The 19,523-nt window shown below is 38.5% G+C and carries 15 protein-coding genes; 4 read left to right on the top strand and 11 right to left on the bottom strand.

The genetic code is table 11. From position 1 onward, the window contains the following. Positions 1-249: transposase (locus EZ456_RS01760; protein WP_205945001.1), on the top strand; the 249-nt coding region annotated here is incomplete at its 5' end. Positions 250-816: 567 nt separating this feature from the next. Here EZ456_RS01760 and EZ456_RS01755 read toward each other — a convergent pair. The 5 genes from EZ456_RS01755 to EZ456_RS01735 form a co-directional block, all read right to left on the bottom strand. After that, positions 817-3,402, bottom strand: a complete 2,586-nt coding sequence (locus EZ456_RS01755; RefSeq protein ID WP_131526753.1) for a phosphoenolpyruvate carboxylase — start codon at positions 3,400-3,402, stop codon at positions 817-819. 262 nt (positions 3,403-3,664) lie between these two features. After that, complete coding sequence (locus EZ456_RS01750) at positions 3,665-5,212, bottom strand: DHA2 family efflux MFS transporter permease subunit (RefSeq protein WP_131526751.1); 1,548 nt, start codon at positions 5,210-5,212, stop codon at positions 3,665-3,667. A gap of 8 nt (positions 5,213-5,220) precedes the next feature. Next, positions 5,221-6,300: an HlyD family secretion protein gene (locus tag EZ456_RS01745; RefSeq protein WP_131526749.1), complete on the bottom strand. Its 1,080-nt coding sequence runs from the start codon at positions 6,298-6,300 to the stop codon at positions 5,221-5,223. A gap of 8 nt (positions 6,301-6,308) precedes the next feature. Then, complete coding sequence (locus tag EZ456_RS01740; RefSeq protein WP_131526747.1) at positions 6,309-7,628, bottom strand: TolC family protein; 1,320 nt, start codon at positions 7,626-7,628, stop codon at positions 6,309-6,311. Then, positions 7,625-8,251: a TetR/AcrR family transcriptional regulator gene (locus EZ456_RS01735; RefSeq protein ID WP_131526745.1), complete on the bottom strand. Its 627-nt coding sequence runs from the start codon at positions 8,249-8,251 to the stop codon at positions 7,625-7,627. Before EZ456_RS01735 ends, EZ456_RS01740 begins: the two co-directional genes overlap by 4 nt. 117 nt (positions 8,252-8,368) lie before the next feature. Between EZ456_RS01735 and EZ456_RS01730 the strand changes: the two genes are divergently transcribed. From EZ456_RS01730 to EZ456_RS01720, 3 genes are all read left to right on the top strand, one after another. Further along, complete coding sequence (locus EZ456_RS01730; RefSeq protein ID WP_131526743.1) at positions 8,369-10,873, top strand: glycoside hydrolase family 9 protein; 2,505 nt, start codon at positions 8,369-8,371, stop codon at positions 10,871-10,873. Between the two features lie 72 nt (positions 10,874-10,945). Beyond that, positions 10,946-11,131, top strand: coding sequence for a hypothetical protein (locus tag EZ456_RS01725; protein ID WP_025141696.1), 186 nt, complete (start codon positions 10,946-10,948; stop codon positions 11,129-11,131). Positions 11,132-11,264: 133 nt separating this feature from the next. Continuing rightward, positions 11,265-11,834, top strand: a complete 570-nt coding sequence (locus tag EZ456_RS01720) for a DUF2911 domain-containing protein (RefSeq protein WP_131526741.1) — start codon at positions 11,265-11,267, stop codon at positions 11,832-11,834. A gap of 98 nt (positions 11,835-11,932) precedes the next feature. On the opposite strand, the gene EZ456_RS01715 is transcribed toward EZ456_RS01720, so the two are convergent. From EZ456_RS01715 to EZ456_RS01690, 6 genes are all read right to left on the bottom strand, one after another. Further along, a complete protein-coding gene (locus EZ456_RS01715) occupies positions 11,933-12,397 on the bottom strand; it encodes a Cif family virulence factor (protein ID WP_131526739.1) in 465 nt (154 codons plus the stop codon). A 163-nt stretch (positions 12,398-12,560) separates the two neighbouring features. Next, complete coding sequence (locus EZ456_RS01710; RefSeq protein WP_131526737.1) at positions 12,561-14,069, bottom strand: RagB/SusD family nutrient uptake outer membrane protein; 1,509 nt, start codon at positions 14,067-14,069, stop codon at positions 12,561-12,563. 11 nt (positions 14,070-14,080) lie between these two features. Continuing rightward, on the bottom strand, positions 14,081-17,257 hold the full coding sequence (locus EZ456_RS01705; protein WP_131526735.1) for a SusC/RagA family TonB-linked outer membrane protein: 3,177 nt from the start codon (positions 17,255-17,257) through the stop codon (positions 14,081-14,083). 291 nt (positions 17,258-17,548) lie between these two features. Then, a complete protein-coding gene (locus tag EZ456_RS01700; protein ID WP_165501206.1) occupies positions 17,549-18,415 on the bottom strand; it encodes a helix-turn-helix domain-containing protein in 867 nt (288 codons plus the stop codon). A 4-nt stretch (positions 18,416-18,419) separates the two neighbouring features. Next, entirely contained in the window at positions 18,420-18,785 is a 366-nt protein-coding gene (locus tag EZ456_RS01695) for a VOC family protein (RefSeq protein ID WP_131526731.1), read from the bottom strand. Positions 18,786-18,890: 105 nt separating this feature from the next. Next, entirely contained in the window at positions 18,891-19,517 is a 627-nt protein-coding gene (locus tag EZ456_RS01690) for a response regulator transcription factor (RefSeq protein WP_131526729.1), read from the bottom strand. Between the last annotated feature and the right edge of the window lie 6 nt (positions 19,518-19,523).

Below are 19,523 nucleotides of genomic sequence, written 5' to 3'. Positions count from 1 at the left end.
ATAAGTATCAAAGGTAAAACCAGGGTACACCGGATGGCTAATAAAGAGCTTAAAAGATTGCTGCATATGTGTGCATTATCTCTAATTCAACATAATGCGGAATTCAAAACATATTATAATAGAAAAAAGGATGAAGGGAAGCATAGCATGAGCATAATTAATGCTGTTAGAAACAAGATAGCACTAAGAGTTGCTGCAGTTATAAAAAATCAAGCCAGCTATAAAAATAACTATAATATGGCTGCTTAAAATTTGTTTTTATCATAACAATCATGCTGAATTTATTTCAGCATCTTTCCTGCTTTCCATTTTAGTCCCGATTTTCAATCGGGCGCTGCCATTCCCATCAGGTTTAAATCGCTGGGTTTGTCATTCTGAATGTAGTGAAGAATCTGCTACCGAAGAACCACAGAAGCTTTATAATGGCATAGGCGGTGATTTTTTGGAAAACAAGGTTCAGTTTTCATCTGCTACATCAGTCCCGCTTTCCCTACTGCCGGTAGAAAACCTGTGAAACAAGCAAGCATACCGTAAGTAAATAAAAACAGATGCTTAAATCGGCATTCGTTTAATCGGGTTTAGCTGGCAAGGTTTGTCATTCTGAACGCAGTGAAGACCTACATGGCTTCCTTGCGTTTGTTGAATTTATTTCAGCATCTTTTCTGCAAATAAGGCCCTGAAATAAATCCGATAGCTATCGGATCAGGGTGACGATCAATTTAAATGCTCATAAAAAAAGGTCTGTGAGGACACAGACCTTGGAGTTATATATTTAACCTGTAAGGTTTTAAAAACCTTACAGGTTTTTAGCCTGGGTTAAGCCAAATTCCTACCCGCATTTACAATACCAAACACCGTTCTTACCGCTAGCTTTTCTAAAGCCTGCTGGTCTTTCTCGTTCTGATCGTGTTGCAGTTTCTCTAAAGCGAAATGCTGAATCAATACCAACGGTAAAATAATCTTTTCGCGGGTTGCGATTGATTTTTTATCTACAGGATAATTAGCCATCAATGTTGGCTGTCCGGAGAGTTTTAAAAGCATTTCCTTAGCCAATTCGAATTCGTTATGCAGTTGAGTCCAAAAAGCACCAAACGCCGCATCTGCGGCTAAATGCGCGGTAATTGTGAAATCTGATTTGCTCATACTCATCATACAGTTATCTACAATGGTTTTCAGATAATCAGAATCCTGATAAACTTTTACTACTTTATCCCAGTTACCTGCTTTCTCCTGACTTTTCAAAGCCGTTCCCATTCCATAAAAACCAGGAACGTTCTGTTTTAGCATGCTCCAGGCGGTAACAAAACTAATGGCTCTTAAATCTTCGAGTTTCATTTCGCCACCACCATTTCTCTTTACCGGGCGACTGCTAATGTTAGCTTGCGATAATAATTTCAAAGGAGATAACTTCTCTAAATAACTTACAAATAATGGATGCTCACGCAAGTCGACAAAAGCCTTGTAACTTTCTTCAGCCATCTCATCAAGCAAGGTTTTATTTTCAGGATCTAAAAGAATATTGTGTTTTTCTTTCAGTCCAGAGGTCAATCCGGCGTTGATTAATTGTTCGATATTAAATTCAGCACTTTCTACCGAACCATATTGTGAACTAATGGTTTGCCCCTGAACGGTCAATTGCATGTTCTTATTCGCAATTTCTTTACCCATTGAAGCGTAAAAACGGTGCGTTTTACCTCCACCACGCGCAGGGGGGCCGCCACGTCCATCAAAAAATGCCAACTGAATATTGTGTTTAGCAGAAACCGCCGATAGTGATGTTTTACCATTGAAAATAGACCAGTTGGCCATCAAATAGCCACCATCTTTGGTACTATCAGAATAACCCAGCATAATATCCTGCTTATTCCCTCTACTTGCTAAATGTGCTTTATAAAACGGATTACTGTAAAGCGTATCCATAATTGCAGCGGCTCCTTTTAAATCGTTAACGGTTTCAAAAAGCGGTACAAAATCAATCGTCAAAGATTCTTTACTCCAGCCATTCCAAAGGAAAAGTTCGATCAATTGCAAAATATCGCTCGCTTGCTGGCAATTACTGATAATAAAACGGTGACAGGCTTTTTCGCCGTTACGTCTTTGAATGCCTTTAATTTCTTTGATTACTTCAATCGTATCTTTTGTCAGGGCATCGGGCTCACTAGCGTAAACGATGGTTGCCTCTTTAAAAGAAATTAAGGCTAATTTCTCTGCTTCTGATAATTTATCATAATCGGTAGGATATAAGGAAGAAATTGGCTTATTGGCTCGGCAATAGGCATGTACATTTCTAAGTACACGGCTATCCTGACGGATATCTAGCGAAGCGAAGTAGTTGCCATATAAATCTATCTTACGGATCAGATCGTTAACCAGGTCAACAAACAAACCTTCATGTTCGGCGAACAACGTTTCTTTAATTTTATTCAGGTTATCCCTTAACTCATCAGAGATATCCTGAAGCTCACAGGTCTGATCGAATGCATTTAGATACAGTACATCATGTAGTTTTGCAATATTTTCTTCAACGCCTCTAAAAGTAATACGGCGTTTAATTACCCTGAAATCGCGGTAGTAACAACGGAATAGAATTTGGCGCAACATTTTAGAAACTTCTAAAGTGGTTTCAGCGTGAATGTTGGGATTTCCATCTCTATCTCCTCCTGGCCAGAAACCTAGCTCTAAAATTTTCTTGGTTTCCAGGTTATATTCATCCAGGTTCTGATCTATTTCTTCCTGAATATTTGCCGCAGCAAAGTAAAATGTATTTTCTAAGAACCAGGCAAGGTTTAAGGCCTCATCAACTGGTGTTGGCGATTTTTTGTTAAAAAACGGTGTTTTACCCAATTGCTGTAACAACGAGTTCATCGAGGTAAGGTCGTTATCTCTAATGGCCTTCGTTAAATCGGTAATAATGGCCAATACACTTCCAGGATAAAACTGTGTTGGGTGTGCGGTTAAAACCAAACGAAGCGAAAGTTCATCAATCAACTTCTCAATTTTTGATAACATCGGTTTGTTATCAGCATTCTTTTTTAAGATAAATGCTAATGTACTCTGCTCGTCGGTTGTATTGAGTTTGGTAAAAGAAGCATCTTCTACAGCATCAAAAAGTACCACCTGACGTTCGATATACTGAATGAAGCGAAAGAGTAGGTCTACAATATCCTTTCGCTCGGTATAACTGGTATACTTGGCGAAAAATTCTTCGATAATCTGTGCAGGTTTTTCTCCGTTTGCAATACCCTCTTCACAACTCTTAAAAAACAACGGAAGTAGTGTTCCGGTGTCTTTAATTTTGTAAAAAGGCAAGGTGAGAAATAAACTGTTAAACAGTTCAAATTTTGAGATTACCTCATCATTAAAAATAGATTCTCGTTGCGTAGTTAAACGAAGTTTAGGCATAGCTTATGCAATAGTTTTGTATACCGTAATACTACAAAAAATGCATAAGGTATTAAAATTCTAAGGCTTACAATTTGGAAAATTGTAGAATAAATTTTAATTTTAGAATCTTATTTGGCTACTGTGTGGTTAAGTAAGAACATTTGCAATGTTTAAGGGCATTGCATTGATTGTTAATTTTTTGGGTTAAAACAGCCGATGTAATAAAATACACCGGCTGTTTTTGTTTTTTGCCATTATTTAGGCGATTTCTTTACAAATTTTAGTGTGCATCGGTCACAATGTTTGCATTCTTCTTAAATTTTTGAAGATACAGCAGAGGTATTGAGAACAACATAATCAATCCGGCAACCCAGTAAGCATCATTATAAGTAAGCAACATGGTCTGTTTAATTACAGAACCTTCTATCGCTTTCATTGCCATTAGTTTTGCATCAATAAATGATGCACCTTTAGCCATAAAATTACTGGTTAAGCCATTTAAACGTTGCACAAAAGCAGCATTATATTCATTTATGTTAGCCAACAAATTACTTCTATGGAAACCTGAGCGTATATGAATCAAAGTTGTTAAGGCAGCGATCCCGAAAGAACCTCCCAATTGCCTGCTCATATTGTTTAAGCCAGAACCTTGTCCAATTTCAGGTCCAGATAAATCTTGCATCGCCAAAGTGGTTAGCGGAACGAATAGCAGTGCCATTCCGAAGCCCCTAATTACTAAAGGCCAAAAGAAGTCGCCTGTTCCCGATGCCAGCGTTGATTTACTCAACATCCAACAGAACACGAAAAATAAAAACATTCCCCCTGTGGCCATAAATTGTGCAGGTACGCCCTTCTTGAGCATAATACCAATGAAAGGCATCATCGCAATGGTACAAATACCTCCAGCAATAAATAGCTTTCCGGTTTGTAAAGGCGTAAATCCTAATAGATTCTGCGCAAAAACAGGAAACACAAACACTGAGCCGTACAACCCAAACCCTAAAATGAAGGAGGTAAACATCCCGATAGAAAAACTTCGCTTCTTCATAATTCTAAGGTTTACAATAGGATGGTCGGTACTTGTTTCTCTCCAAATAAATAAGAGCAATCCAAAAACTGACATTACAGCCAGGGCGGTAATATATGGTGTTGAAAACCAGTCTTCGCTTTCGCCTTTTTCTAATAAAGTTTGCAAACTGCCTACCGAAATTGCCAATAAAGCAATACCCCACCAATCAACCGGTTTTCCTTGCCCGTCCTTGGGCGTCTCTCGAATAAAGGTTATGGTACAGTAGGCGGCGAGGATTCCGACGGGAATATTTACATAAAATATCCATGGCCAATCTGCTATTTCTAAAATATAGCCGCCAATGGTTGGACCAACCGTTGGACCAACAACTGCCCCTAAACCAAATAGTGCCGTTGCAATACCCACATCTTCACGTGGCCAGGTTTCTATTAAGATAGCCTGAGCAGTAGAAATTAACCCCCCACCCGCTACACCTTGTAAAATCCTGAATAATATGAGCTCGTTTAATGATGTTGCATTACCGCATAAAAATGAAACGAGTGTAAAAACGATAATTGAGGTTAAGAAATAATTTTTACGCCCGAAACGACTCCCCAACCATCCCGACATTGGCAGGATGATTACATTCGCAACGGCATAACCAGTAGATAACCAGGCGATATCCTCCAAGGTAGCACCCAGGTTTCCCTGTATTTGAGGGATTGCTACGTTTACGATTGTTGTATCAATCAGCTCCAATAAGGAAGCTGTGATAACCGTAAAAGTAATAATCCACTTTTTTAAACCTACTTCGGCCATTTTAAATATTATTTAGTAGATACTGAAGCTTTAACGCTCATACCTGGACGTAACTTAGCCAACAGTTCTTTTGATGGATGGATTTTGATTTTTACCGGAACACGTTGAACAACTTTAACGAAGTTACCAGTAGCATTATCAGGAGGTAATAAAGATCCCTTAGCACCGGTAATTGGAGAGAAATTATACACTTCACCTTCAATTTTTTCGTTTGGATAAGCATCAACTTCGATTTCTACTTTAGAACCTTTTTTAATTTTCTCTAATTGAGTTTCTTTAAAGTTTGCGGTTACATAAATACTTCCGTCATTCACTACAGAGAATAAAGATTGACCAGCTTGAACCAATTGTCCTTTTTGAACATTCTTTTTAGAAACAATACCTGTTGCCGGAGCTTTGATATCAGTATATGATAATTGAAGCTTAGCAAAATCGATATCACTTTGGCGTTGGCTGATTACATTGCTACTCACTGCCAATTGCGATTGCGTAGTACCAACTTGTTTAACCGCAGCATTATATTGATCTTGCGCTGCGCGGTATGCTGCCAGAGCAGATTGTCTTGCTGCTTCTGCAGACTCCTTACTAGCCTTAGCCTGATCGAAAGCTTGTTGTGTTATCGAACCGTCTTTCACCAGGTTTTCATAACGGTTATAATCTTTCTGCGCTAAATTTACTTTAACATTTGCCGCCTGAACATTTGATTTTGCTGCATCAACGTTTGCTTTTGCGGTACCAGTATTGGCTTGCGTAGCTACAATTTGTGATTCTGCAACACCAACCCCTGCACTTGCCCCTTTCTGACCAGATTCTGCTTGTTCTAATTTAACTTTGTAATCGTTGTCATCCAGTTTCACTAAAACCTGTCCTTCGGTTACATGCGTATTTTCTTCAAAATTAATAGCAGCAACATAACCACCAACACGGGCAACAACAGGACTGATATCGCCATCAATCTGCGCATCATCCGTATCTACATGTTTGCTATAATAATTCCATTCTACAATCCCGAAGATTATACCTATAACTAGTAAAACACCTAAAATGATGGGCACTACTAGGTTCTTTTTTTTCTTTTCAGTTGTCATTGCTGTATTTATTGCGTTATTTTTCCTGTTGATTTTAATAGTGTATAGTAAGCCAAACCTGCGTCTGCCTTAGCTATCTCTAAGTTTATTTTTGCCTGATACAATAAGGTTTCTGCATCGATACGATCGGTAACCGAAGCCACATTGTTTTTGTATTTAGATGCCAATAACTTATCGTTTTCGGTTGCTTGTGCGATTGAAGTTTCCAATACCTGGATTTTGTTCATTGCCACCTGGTAACCTTGAAAGTTTTTGTTGATATCTGTTTTTACCTGATCAGATAATATATCTTTCTGAATGGTAATTTCACTTTGTTGAATCTTCGCTTCGCTTACCTTATTCTTGTTGGTCCAAAGGTTTCCGATATTCCAGGAAACCGTTGCACCTAATGTGATGGGCATTAAGTATTGGTTTGTTGGTGGAATAAAGTTTCCACTAGGGTTAATGTAATATAGGTTTGCTCCAACACCAACGGTAGGTAAAGTATTTGCTTTAATGGTTTTAATGTTAAAATCGGCAACTTTGTTTTGTACATCAAGTTGTTTTAGCTCCTGGCGATTAGTCAATGCCTGGCCAATGTATTCATTTAAAGCGCCTGGTGTCTTTAATCCCAGGGTTGGATCAACAATTTTAACTTCGGTATCTTCTGGTAAACCCAACAGAATATCTAGGTTGTAATTAATTACTTTGCGGTTGCTCTCGATATCCATTTGTGTTAGCGTAACATTTGCCTGTTGCAATTGGAAACGTAACACATCGTTTTTGGTTACAATTCCTTGTTCGAAGAAACGTTGTGCCTGTTTAATCTGCGCGGCAATTGATTCTAAATTTTGATCAACCACTTTTCTACTCTGCAATACTTTATATAAAGAATAATAGGTATTGATTACAGCATAGGTGATTTCTTCTTTACTTTTATCGGCATCTAAACGTGCAACATCTGCCAGTAATTTGGTCGATTCTTTTGCGTACCTTAATTTACCTCCACCGTACACCAATTCTTGTACGGCAGCAGTTCCTACAAAAGCATCAGCTCTTTTAGGTAATTGCAATGATGATCCTCCACCAGGCAAAGTAAAAGTACTTGTTGGAATTTCAGCGTGGTTGTACATAAAGCTTGCATTTGCGGTAGGCAAAACATTGTCTTTTACAACCTCCAGCTGTGCAACAGCCTGATCGATTTTATTCTGAGAAAGTTTTAAGTTTTTACTATTGGCTATGCCAAGTTCTATTGCCTGATTGATATTTAATTCTTTCGAGCTCTGTGCAAATAAAGCTGCCGGAATTAATGACGCCGCAAGCATTAATCTAATTGATCTGGGTATCATTTTTTTGTTGTTAAATAAACTGTTGTTAGATCTTGTAAGTGAGCTATTGCGCGCTCCTTAATAATTTTTTTGTCTTTCGGATTGTTCAGGTCGAAGTTTGAGCAAGGCATTACCTTGTTAGGCGAAATCACAACATTGGTTATGGTGCCCATAATGGTGGCGATTACCATCCTCACGTCCACCTTGTTAAAAGTCCCATCTTCAATCCCATCGGTAATAATGCGATCGATAAGCTGCATGTTGTGACTCATGGCATCCTTAATTTTATCGTACATTTCTGGTCTTTGGGTTAAAGACAGCTCTCTATGCATCATTTTATGAAATGCAGTGTTATTCAGAATCCTGTTTACATAGCCCTCTATCACTCTGTGCAATTTTTCTAATGCCGAAATCTTATCTTCATTGATGATTTTTAACTGAGATCCAAAGCTTGCAATACGCTCGTTCATAATCTCTACAAAAACACCTTCCTTAGAACCGAAATAATAATTTATCATCGCCATGTTCGCTCCAGATTCTTTCGCAATCTGGCGAGTGGAGGTCCCTTCATACCCCGTCTCGCAAAACAGCTTTTCGGCTGCCTCAAGAATGGCCTGTCTTTTATCTACTTTTTCTGTTTTCATTTCTTTTTTGACGGCACAAAATTAATCAAACGATTGATTAATTTCCAAATGTTTCCCCACTTCTTTTACATTATCTTGATAAAACCCTAATTTTAAATGAAATAATCACCCTTCACAATGAAAAATAAGTTCTTCTTAGCCTTAATATTCTCTTTTGCCCTATGGTTCTTATGTTCATTTATTGGTATCGAAAGAAAAATTCAACAAAGTTGGATCAGGATTAATTTGCTTGGTTACCCGACCGAAAGTATTAAGGTTGCCGTATGGGCGAGCAAAACAGGTGAAATACCTGCCCAATTTGAAATTGTAGAAAAAGAGACCAATCAGGTTGTTTATACCTCAACCAATATTAAAAGCTTTGGAAGCTATGGACCCTTTAACCAAACTGCTAGATTAAATTTTAGCGATTTTAAAAGCTCAGGAAAATTTTACATCCGTGCAAATGGTATTGTTTCTCCCTTATTATTGATCAATAATAACGTTTATGAAGGTGCAGCTGATTTCTGCTTACAATATATGCGGCAGCAACGGAGCGGTTTTAATCCATACTTGAAGGATAGCTGCCACACTCATGATGGCTTTGTTTTATACGGATCAAAAGCAGGTATTAAAGACAGCACACATTTTGATGCTTCGGGTGGGTGGCACGATGCAAGTGATTATTTACAGTATTCAACTACCTCAGCAAATGCAACCTATCATTTATTAATGGCGTATCGCGATTTCCCCCAGGTTTTTGGCGATCAGCAACAAGCAAACGGCTTAGACGGGAAAAATGGCAGAGCAGATATTTTAGACGAAGCAAAATGGGGTTTGGATTGGTTGCTGAAAATGCATCCGCAAAAGAACATCATGTTTAACCAACTGGCCGACGACCGTGATCACATCAGCATGCGGATTCCAAAAGAAGACAATCAATATGGAAAAGGATTTGAACGCCCGCTTTACGTTATTACCGGCGAGCCGCAGCAACGCGGTAAATTCATAAACAATACCACGGGAACCTCTTCTACAGCGGCCAAATTTACAAGTGCTTTTAATTTAGGATCGGTTTTGTTTAAAGAAGTAGATGATGATTATGCCAAATTACTTTTTAAAAAGGCCAAAACAGCCTATAAATTTGCATTACAAAAACCTGGGGTAACGCAAACTGTATCTGTAAAATCGCCATACATTTATGCTGAAGAAAATTGGGTTGACGATATGGAACTGGCCGAAACATCATTCAATTTTGGAAGAGAAAAGATCGATCAAAAGAAAATAAAACTGGCGTTAAACTATGCTCAACAAGAAAGCATCACACCCTGGCTACAAAAAGATACCGCAGCGCACTATCAATATTATCCTTTCATCAACCTTGGTCATCATGAAATTGCCAAACAAGATTCGAAAGATAAAACAGCTATTACCTATTATCTACAGGGAATAAAGCAAGTTTGGAACCGAGCGAAAAACAATTCTTTTTACCGCGGTGTTCCGTTTATTTGGTGCAGCAATAACTTAACCGTTGCCTTCGCCATGCAGTGCAATTGGTATGCTGCCCTAACTGGTGATAAAACTTATGCCGAGCTGGAACAGGCCAATTTCGACTGGCTTTTTGGCTGTAACCCTTGGGGAACGAGTATGGTTTATGGCTTGCCGCAGTGGGGAGACACGCCTACTGACCCACATTCTGCCTTTACGCATTTAAAGAGTTACCCCATTAATGGCGGTTTAGTTGATGGTCCTGTTTACACCAATATTTATAAAAGTTTAATCGGGATCAAATTAAATGATGCTGATGAATATGCAGACTTTCAGAGCGACCTAGCCGTTTACCATGATGATTATGGCGATTATAGCACCAACGAACCCACAATGGATGGAACAGCATCACTGATTTATTTATTAGCAGCTAAAGAAACGCAGGCTAATCCCCTACCCGACTATAAAACCTATAAACTGGGCGCTAACATTCGGGGCGATTCTACCCAAAAGAAGGTCTACCTGGTTTTTACTGGTGATGAATATGCCGATGGCGGTGAAAAAATAAGCAAAGTGTTGGCACAAGAGAAAGTTAAAGCATCCTTTTTTCTTACCGGAAATTTTTATCGGAACCCAAATTTTCATTCATTGATCAAAAAACTAAAAAACGGTGGGCATTACCTCGGACCACATTCTGACAAACATTTATTATACTGCGATTGGATTAAACGCGATAGCCTTTTGATTGCAAAAACAGACTTCGAAACTGACCTAAACAACAATTACCGGGCAATGGCAAATTTTGGGATTAACAAAGAAACAGCGCGATATTTTTTACCCCCATACGAATGGTACAACCAAACCATAGCCAACTGGACCAAAGCACAGGGCTTACAGTTGATTAATTTCACTCCAGGCACCCGGTCTAACGCTGATTATACCTATCCCGAAATGGGAAAAAGTTATAGATCGAGCGATGAGATATATCAATCGATTACTATTTTTAACGAAACAAAACCGAATGGTTTAAATGGCTTTATCTTATTGTTGCACCTTGGCACCGATGCTAAGCGGACTGATAAATTTTATAACAGGCTGGCAGAATTGATTACTTATCTGAAAAAGGCTGATTATAAATTGGCTAGAATTGATAATTAATTAGAATATTGGGCATAATGACAAATTAAAATTTAAAATAAATATTAACTTTGCCTCCAAATAACAAAAAACATGAGTGTACAAGAGAACAGCAGCAATAATTTCAACTGGTTATATTATGCTTTAGGTTTATTCTTCGGAGTTTTAACTGGGGCAATCATTACGCAAAACTATATTTTCGCTTTATTAGGTGGTGTTTTAGGTTTGTTAACAGCGGGCTTATTTTTAAACGCTATCGTAAAAGGAAGAAAATACTAGTTTTTAGTTCTTTTATACCATTAGATCCTTTTAAGGATTAAAAATTCATTCCACAGCAAATGAGACCATTATGATTTTACGAATAGCTGTAAAATCATGATTGCTCATCGCTACTGAAAACAAAAACCTACAAATGAAAAATATCTTCATTGTTGTTTTCGCTCTTCTTTGTTTTAGCGTTAAGGCCCAACAGGGTCCTGCCGCTGAAGTAAAATTTCCTGTTGCAGACCCAAGCCCTGCAGATATTGTTTATTTTCCGCTTAATGCCCCAAAGGCAAAAGCTGGTGAGGCAACAAAACCGGTTATCAAAATCGTTTATTCGCGTCCACAGAAAAAAGGACGTGATATTTTTGGCGTTTTAGAGCAGTATGGGACTGTTTGGCGTTTCGGTGCCAACGAAAGCACAGAGGTTCGTTTCTTTAAAAAAGTAAACATTGGCGGCAAGAAAATCAAAGCGGGTACGTATAGCTTATTCGCCATTCCAAACAAAGATACCTGGACCATTATTGTAAATAGCGAAACCGATAAATGGGGTGCTTTTACTTATAATCAGGCTAAAGATATTGTTCGGGTAAATGTTCCGGTTAAAACACTGGCTAAACCAATCGAATATTTCTCTTTAACCTTTACAGAGATTAGTGGAGGTGCCAATCTGGTTATTGGCTGGGATAGAACGCAAGTAGAATTACCAATTAATTTTTAAGTCAAAACATAGAAAAATATAAAGTCCCGGTTATGGCCGGGACTTTTTTGTTTTAATCGTTTTTTTTAATTTTTTTCCCGCACCTGTGATTAACGGCCTTAATTTGAAACCAGTTTTTTAGCCTCGCTTTCGTTGCTGATAAAGACTTTGTAAACCTGAGTAATTTTCCATTCGCCTTCTTTATCTTTTTCCATGATGACAAAGTTTTGCTGTGCACCATCGAATAATTCGTAATTAATATCTACTCGGGCAATTACCAGGGCATCGGTTTCAGAAACAATACTAGAACTGATATTGCAATCGCGCTGAATTACGCCTTCGTTTTTCTTCATTTGGTTTAACACATCACTCGCTTTATGTTTAATTACCCTTACATCTCTATTCGAAGTAAAAACAGCATCCTCGCTTAAAACAGCTTTTAACTTTTTATAGTCAGAATTCATGTAGCTGTCCATGTAATAATTGATAACTGATTTATGGCTTGCAGTTGGTTTTTCAGCTGCAAAAACATTATTTGTGATTGTAATACCTAGTAATAAAATCACTAAAGCTTTTAGTTTCATAACTATCTGTGTTTTTTTATTAAATGTCGGCTGGAATAAAGAAAAATAATATGCCGATAACACCGTAATGCTGAGGTAACTAAAATGTGATAAAATGAAAAGGTTATGTTATAGTTTGGCGATTTAAACTATAACATAACCTTCAATTCGAATTTTAAATTTATTACGGGTTTTGCTGTCCGGTTAACCCGGAATTAGCTTCCATTTCTGCCCTTGGGATTAAAAACTGCCATTTAGCATCTCCGGCAGGTATCGTTAATGTTCCTGCAACAGAAGCAGAAACATAGTTAGGAACAACCGTTCTATCAAGTGGTAAGTTTAAACGTTTTAAATCTAACCACCTGTGGCCTTCTCCCCAAAGCTCAATTCTTCTGTTAAAAAGAATCTCGTCGATTAAGGCCTGCCCTATATTTATGGAGATTACCGCACTTGGGTCTCTCTGTTTAACAAGATCAAACAAAACGGTTCTGGCTGCAGCCTCACTTCCCGGAGTTTTTGCATAAGCTTCGGCTAAAATAAGGTACATTTCTGAGGTCCGCATTAAAGGAACGTCGCCTAAAGACGGGCCGCCCACTTCCTTAACTGAAAATTTACGGCTCATATAGGCTTGGCGAACGAAATTTGTGGCTGGCAGCGGAAAATTTGCCACAGTTGGCACTGGTTCCCACATCTTCTTCCGAACATCTGTAGCTGATATCTGATTGTATAATGCTGAATTAATCCTTTTCGGATTTCCACGCATAAAGCTAGTATTTGCGTTGTAAGCAATCTGCGCAAAATACGCCCCAAATGTATCACCCTGATCTAATGTTGGCATAGAAGACCATATAAACTCGCCTAATGTAGCATTATTAAAGCCCGCCTGATAATCGGTAACAGACAATAGCGGGTATTGATTGGCATCTACAATATCTTTGGCGTATTTAATGGCATTAGGATAATCTTGCATAACCAAGGCAACCCTTGCTCTAATGCCTTTTGCTACTGCAGCACCTGCATGGCTTTTATTCGAAGCTGTTGCATTGAGCGAAATAGCAGTTTCTAGGTCGCCAACAATTGCCGAATACACACTTTCTACCGTTGCCCGTGGTTTATTGGTATCGGTTGAGGCCAATAAAAGTGGTACACCAAGTTGGTTGTTCGGTTTCGCTGCCGCATCGTAACGTTTACCAAAAAGCTGTACCAAACCAAAATAAGCATAACCTCTTAAAGTTAGGGCTTCAGCTTTAACGGTGTTTTTATCAGCAGCTGCGCCCGAGGCCTGATCAATATTATCGATGATGTAATTCACATTTCCGATAATACGGTAATAAGTACGGTACATATATTCCAGCATGGTACTATTATCGGTACGGTGGCTAATCCAGGAGCCTCCATCAGAAGTATACCAGTTTGATGAAGATATACCAATATCTTCACCCATAAAATCCATGTAAAGCATTATGCCACCTACACCGGGTTTATTCTGGGCCGCTGTTGATACCACCGTCGTAGTACGCTCGTACATATATCGGTAAACGCCATTTAAGGCGATTTTTGCATTTGCCGCCGACGTGAATACAGATGAATTATCAACCTGATCTGTCGGTTTTGTTTCTAGATAATCTTTTTTACATGCCGTAATGCTTAATAGACTGAAGCCTGCAAAAAGTAAATATTTTTTATATTTCATGATAGTAGCTTTTAAAGTGAAACATTGATTCCGAAACTAATCATCCGCGAAGGCACGTAATTAGTTGTATTTAAACCCGTAAACGATTCGGTCGGATCCATTCCTTTGCGTTTAGATATTAAGCCCAGGTTTTCGCCTGCCGCAAATACCCTAACATTGCTTAATGTTGCTCCTTTAATCCAGCTTTGTGGTAAAGAATAAGATAAATTTACGTTACGGAAAGCAATATAAGAGGCATCGACCAACCAACGGCTAGAGATACCATTAAACTGGGCTGAGCGTCCAATATCCAATCGTGGTATATCAGTAACCTGGCCAGGTGTCATCCACGAATTTAGTGCATCAACATGCAAAGACGAACCGTAGGTGGTAGCCATTAGCCCCTGGTAATTCTGATCATAGAATTTACCTCCTATTTGGTAGGTTATTAGGAATGACAGTCCAAAGTTTTTATAGTTAAAAGTATTGGTAACCGATCCATACAAATCTGGAATAGCAGAGCCTGAATAATCAGAACGTGCATTATTAATATCGGTGGTTAAAACACGACCATTTACGGTACGAAGATTGGTTGTTACACCTGCATTTGGCTCAAATAAAGCCGAACCATCTAACGGGTCTACTCCAGCCCATTGGCGCAGATAGTAAGCATAAATGTCGCGTCCAACTTCAAGTCTTTTTGTTCCACTGGTTACTGTTGGCGTTTCTGCCGGCATTTTGGTGATTTTGTTTTTTAACCAAGACCAATTGCTTAATAAGTTCCAGTTGAAGTTTTCAGATTTTAAAATATCGCCGCTTAATTGCAAATCGATTCCTGTATTGTACATAGAACCAATATTGCGACGGATCGAAGTGATTGGATCAGACAATGGCTGTGGTACCGCAAACAATAAGTTTGATGAACCACGTTTAAAATACTCGATCTCACCCTTCAAGCGGTTTCTAAATAAACCAAAGGCTATCCCGGTATTAAAAGTGTTCACCGATTCCCATTTTAAATTGGGTGTTGCGGCTGTGGCCAATAACAAGCCTGGCTCGCTACCATTGTTCCATCCTAACTCATAAAAAGCCTGGTAATTGTAGTAAAGGCTATTGTGCTCAACAAGCGTTGCATCAATTAAATTATCATTTCCTACTTCACCATACGAAGCCTTCAATCGTAAATCGTTAATCCAGTCCATGTTTTTCATGAAATCTTCTTTATTGATTGCCCATGATGCTCCAGCCGAGAAAAACGTTCCCCATCTCGATTTTGATGATAAACGGGAAGTACCATCACGACGGATAGAGGCATCTACAAAATATTTCTCCAAATAGTTGTAACCTACTTTACCGAAATAAGATTCTACGCGATAAATATCTTTATATCCTCCAGCGTCACTCGGGGTTACAAAATTCGGGAATTCTGTATTTCCATCTAAAATCTGGCTTTGTTTAGTTGCACTTAACCTGCGCCAATCGTAATCGTAGTTTTCATGTCCGGCCAAAGCATTTACACTATGATTGCCAAATGTTTTGCTGTACGATAATACCTGATTAAACGTATAACTCTGTGTTGGCGTGCTCCGTTTAGTAGATGAACCACCAACGGTACTTCCATCACCCACAACCGGGTTTCGGTATTCGCTGCTGTAAGCATTAATAAAATCGATACTGAAAGTCGGTTTAAAAGTAAAATCTTTTAAAAACTTGATCTCGGCATATGCCCTACCATTTAAGGCCAGCCTACGGCTCAACACATCATTTAGCAAAGTCTCATAAATCACATTTCGACCAGCTAAAGCACCTTGTGGCCTATTAACGGAACCAGGATTTCCTCCGTAGTCATACCATTGTTCGCCAGTGGTGGTTAAAACCGGATTGCCATTGGCATCAAAAGCATGTACAGGATAAATAGGACCAATAGTTCTGGCAAAATTGAAAACATTCACAAATGCAGAGGCGCTACCTGTTGAGGCATCTTGGGCTAAATTTCCGTTCGATAAGCTTCCCGATAGGTTTACCCCTGTTTTTAACCAAGGTCGTAATTGTGTGTTGGCATTAACGCGGACATTAAACCGCTCGAAATCGGTTTTAATTAAATAACCATTATCCTTCAGGTAATTCATAGAGAAATAATAGTCTGTTTTTTCATTTTTCGCACTTGAGTTAACATTAAACTCGGTGCGTTTGCCTATACGAGAGGCTTGCTTAAACCAATCGAAGTCATCGTAACGCAATTGTGCATTAGGATTCAATTTACCATCTACACCTACAATCTGGTTGTTTGGCACATTAAAAGGATTGTATACCAATTGCCCTTGTATTGTATTAGAAGCTTGCGTAGCTGCCGCCGACTCGCTTATACCAGTTCCGGTTGCTGGGTATACCAGACTGTTTTTTAAAGCCTGCCACATTAATGGATAATAATCTAAAGCACTTGCCCTATCATATTCGGGTATGCCGCGTTTAGAAAAGCCCTGATTATAAGTTGCATTTAATGTTGGTGTACCCGATTTACCCTTTTTTGTGGTAATAATCACCACGCCATTTGCAGCCCTCGAACCATAAAGTGCCGATGAGGATGCATCTTTTAGCAACGAAATACTTTCAATGTCGTTGGCATTAATATCGCCAAGCTCGCCATCATAAACCGACCCATCTAATACAAAAAGAGGGCTATTTGATGCCGATATAGAACCAAATCCACGGATACGGATGGCCGAACTACTCCCTGGCTGGCCGTTTCCAGAAGTGGTTACCACACCAGGCGCAACGCCCGATAGGACATTGGTTACATTCGTGATAATCCGATTGTCTAATTGCTTCGCACTCAAAGTAGCCACAGAGCCTGTAATGGCCTCTTTCTTGCTTGTTCCATAAGCTACAACAATTACATCCTGCAGATTTTTAGAAGATGAAACCATGCGGATATTTAACGTTTCGCCTGTGATTTTTACTTCCTGCTCGGTGTAACCAACATAGCTTAGTACTAAACTCTGTGCATTTGCAGGTACCGAAATCGAAAAGGTTCCTTGCCCGGTGGTTTGGGTTAGTTGTGCGGTTCCTTTTATTTTTATAGATACGCCGGGCAATGGTAAGCCATCATCCGCATCAACCACTTTTCCGGTAATTGTTCTATTCTGCGCTAAGGCATTAAAATAAGACAAAACCGTCACCATTAAAATCAATAGTAATTTTTGTTTCATGTTTGGGAATAAATAGTTAGTAATTAATTAGTTCAGTAGGTTCTTAGCAGATGTGCACGAAACCAAATCAATAAGCAATTTAGGTGCTGTGAAAATCCAAAAATGTGCGAAAATCACCATTGTGGATAGAAAGAGGCTTTAAACGCAAAAAAGCAAACCCCAATCCTGGCAGTTTGCTTTTTTAATCATTATTAACCTAAACAGGAAAAAACTTCTACAAATTGTCCTGCAAGAGCTTCAAAAATAGTTTCATCCTAACATTCAAAATATGCAGAAATCACTATTTATACTTTAATTCAACCTACTCTTTCTATATTTTAGCGGGGTAATATTGAACGTGTGCTTAAATAACCGGATGAATGAGCTTGGGCATTCAAACCCTACTAAACCTACTATTTCATTTAAGGAATAAGGGGTAGTTTGCAATAGTTTTTTAGCCCGGTTTAATCTTAACTGCACTAAAAACTGGTATGGGCTAATTTCATATGCTTCCTTAAATGTTCTTAGCAAATGGTTAACGGATAAACATGCCTGTTCGGCAATATTTTCTAATGTTATATTTTGATTGTAATTACTGCTAATGTATTCTTTAGCGAGTGTTAATCTTTTTAAAACCTCTTCGCGGGTTTTTGTTTTGATAAAGCTGAGTTTATCCAATTTCTGAACCACCTCTTTATCATAAATTTTATAATAGTTTAAAAGGCAGTGATACAGATATTCATTAATCAGTATTTCGTCTTTCAAACCTTTATCGAGCTGACTTTTCAAATGCAATACATTAAACCGCATATCGCCAGAAAACGGATAAAGTGATTCGATAAACGGAGGTGTTCCTTTGGCCTCTTTTCCATCAAGTAAATTTTCGTTGCTGCTCGAAAAAGTACGATGAAAATCTTTAATGAAATTTTCGCCAAAAGAAACAGAAAATGTATTTACTGGACTTATCGAATCTATTTTGCTGCAAAAATTTGTTCCGGCATTTACAACGGCAAAAGTATCTGGGTAAATGCTAAACTTACGCTTGTTAATTTCACAATCCTCAGTTCCGTTAAAAACAAATTTAATGGTATAAGCATCGTTCTGTTGCTCGTAAAGCGCTTCACAGGTGCTTTCGCTTATAATTTTATTCCTATTGCTTAATTCTTTTACGTACCTCATCACATTAATCCTCATTGTAGTTACGCTGTTCCAATATGATAAAATGATTACCATAAGGATCAGAAAATTCGATACTTAAACCCTCACTTAAGTAAGCTGGCCTATTTTTAAAAATAACCCCTCTCGATTTTAGCCTGCAATAATCTTCTAAACAATCATCGCTGGTTAATACAATTTTATTGGTTTGATTTTGATGCTTCTGTTCCGACAGGAAAATATTGATCTCATGATCTGCCTTAACCATTATTCCTTTTTCTTTTGCAGAAATCATGATCGATTCTGTAGGCATGCCCAAACAATTGGCATAAAATGCATCTGCATCATTTAGTTGCTTTACTTGCACATAAAAGAATTTTGCAGAATGGTTCATTGCCTCGTTTAATTGTATGATGTAAAATTAAACTGAAATTGAACCCAAAGGATCACCCAAAAAGGGTGATTTTCGCATTATTTTTTAGCAGAATACGGGTATAGATCAAATAAAGCGCTTTTCCTTGGCTGTTTTAATCGCTTCTGATTTGGAATTTACATCGAGTTTGATGTAAATATTTTTCACATGGCTCCTTACGGTTTCCTGATCAATAAAGAGATCGTTTGCGATTTGAGATTTTGTTTGTCCGTTTGCAATCCGATCTAATATTTCGGTTTCGCGTTTAGTTAAAGGAGAGTTCAGGTTTTTTTGAAAAGAATGCATTACAATGCGCGCTACATTTGTACTCATAGCGCCTCCGCCCGTACTCACTTCTCTCACGGCATCTATAATTTTCGATGCGCTCGAATTTTTAGTGAGGTAACCACCAGCGCCCATGGTTAGGGCTTCGAAAACCAATTCGGGCGAATCGAAAACGGTGAGGATAATAATATTCGTGTTGGGTAAGCTTTTTTTGATAAAAGGCAAAGCTTGCAGTCCATTGGTGCCAGGCATCTGGATATCAAGCAGAATCACATCTGGATGATCAGCCTCTAAGTGTTTCTTCGCCAAATCGTACGATGCATAAGCATTTACGACTACAAAATCTTCAACATCGCTTAATAACGATTCATAACCCATTCTTAAAATATCGTCATCTTCGATTAGAACAATTCGTAAATTCTGGCTCATTTTTGT

The sequence above is a fragment of the Pedobacter psychrodurus genome, from assembly GCF_004331735.1.
GTDB classification, from domain to species: Bacteria; Bacteroidota; Bacteroidia; order Sphingobacteriales; family Sphingobacteriaceae; genus Pedobacter; species Pedobacter psychrodurus.
Note: the sequence above shows the minus strand (reverse complement) of the source record. Positions and strands in the feature narration are given on the sequence as shown.

What these genes read in the sequence shown, in the direction of transcription:
- EZ456_RS01730 (WP_131526743.1), top strand. Translation starts at nt 8,369, where the DNA reads ATGAAAAATAAGTTCTTCTTAGCCTTAATATTCTCTTTTGCCCTATGG.
- EZ456_RS01690 (WP_131526729.1), bottom strand. Translation starts at nt 19,517, where the DNA reads ATGAGCCAGAATTTACGAATTGTTCTAATCGAAGATGACGATATTTTA.
- EZ456_RS01745 (WP_131526749.1), bottom strand. Translation starts at nt 6,300, where the DNA reads ATGACAACTGAAAAGAAAAAAAAGAACCTAGTAGTGCCCATCATTTTA.
- EZ456_RS01725 (WP_025141696.1), top strand. Translation starts at nt 10,946, where the DNA reads ATGAGTGTACAAGAGAACAGCAGCAATAATTTCAACTGGTTATATTAT.
- EZ456_RS01705 (WP_131526735.1), bottom strand. Translation starts at nt 17,257, where the DNA reads ATGAAACAAAAATTACTATTGATTTTAATGGTGACGGTTTTGTCTTAT.
- EZ456_RS01735 (WP_131526745.1), bottom strand. Translation starts at nt 8,251, where the DNA reads ATGAAAACAGAAAAAGTAGATAAAAGACAGGCCATTCTTGAGGCAGCC.
- EZ456_RS01755 (WP_131526753.1), bottom strand. Translation starts at nt 3,402, where the DNA reads ATGCCTAAACTTCGTTTAACTACGCAACGAGAATCTATTTTTAATGAT.
- EZ456_RS01740 (WP_131526747.1), bottom strand. Translation starts at nt 7,628, where the DNA reads ATGATACCCAGATCAATTAGATTAATGCTTGCGGCGTCATTAATTCCG.
- EZ456_RS01750 (WP_131526751.1), bottom strand. Translation starts at nt 5,212, where the DNA reads ATGGCCGAAGTAGGTTTAAAAAAGTGGATTATTACTTTTACGGTTATC.
- EZ456_RS01695 (WP_131526731.1), bottom strand. Translation starts at nt 18,785, where the DNA reads ATGAACCATTCTGCAAAATTCTTTTATGTGCAAGTAAAGCAACTAAAT.
- EZ456_RS01715 (WP_131526739.1), bottom strand. Translation starts at nt 12,397, where the DNA reads ATGAAACTAAAAGCTTTAGTGATTTTATTACTAGGTATTACAATCACA.
- EZ456_RS01700 (WP_165501206.1), bottom strand. Translation starts at nt 18,415, where the DNA reads ATGAGGTACGTAAAAGAATTAAGCAATAGGAATAAAATTATAAGCGAA.
- EZ456_RS01720 (WP_131526741.1), top strand. Translation starts at nt 11,265, where the DNA reads ATGAAAAATATCTTCATTGTTGTTTTCGCTCTTCTTTGTTTTAGCGTT.
- EZ456_RS01710 (WP_131526737.1), bottom strand. Translation starts at nt 14,069, where the DNA reads ATGAAATATAAAAAATATTTACTTTTTGCAGGCTTCAGTCTATTAAGC.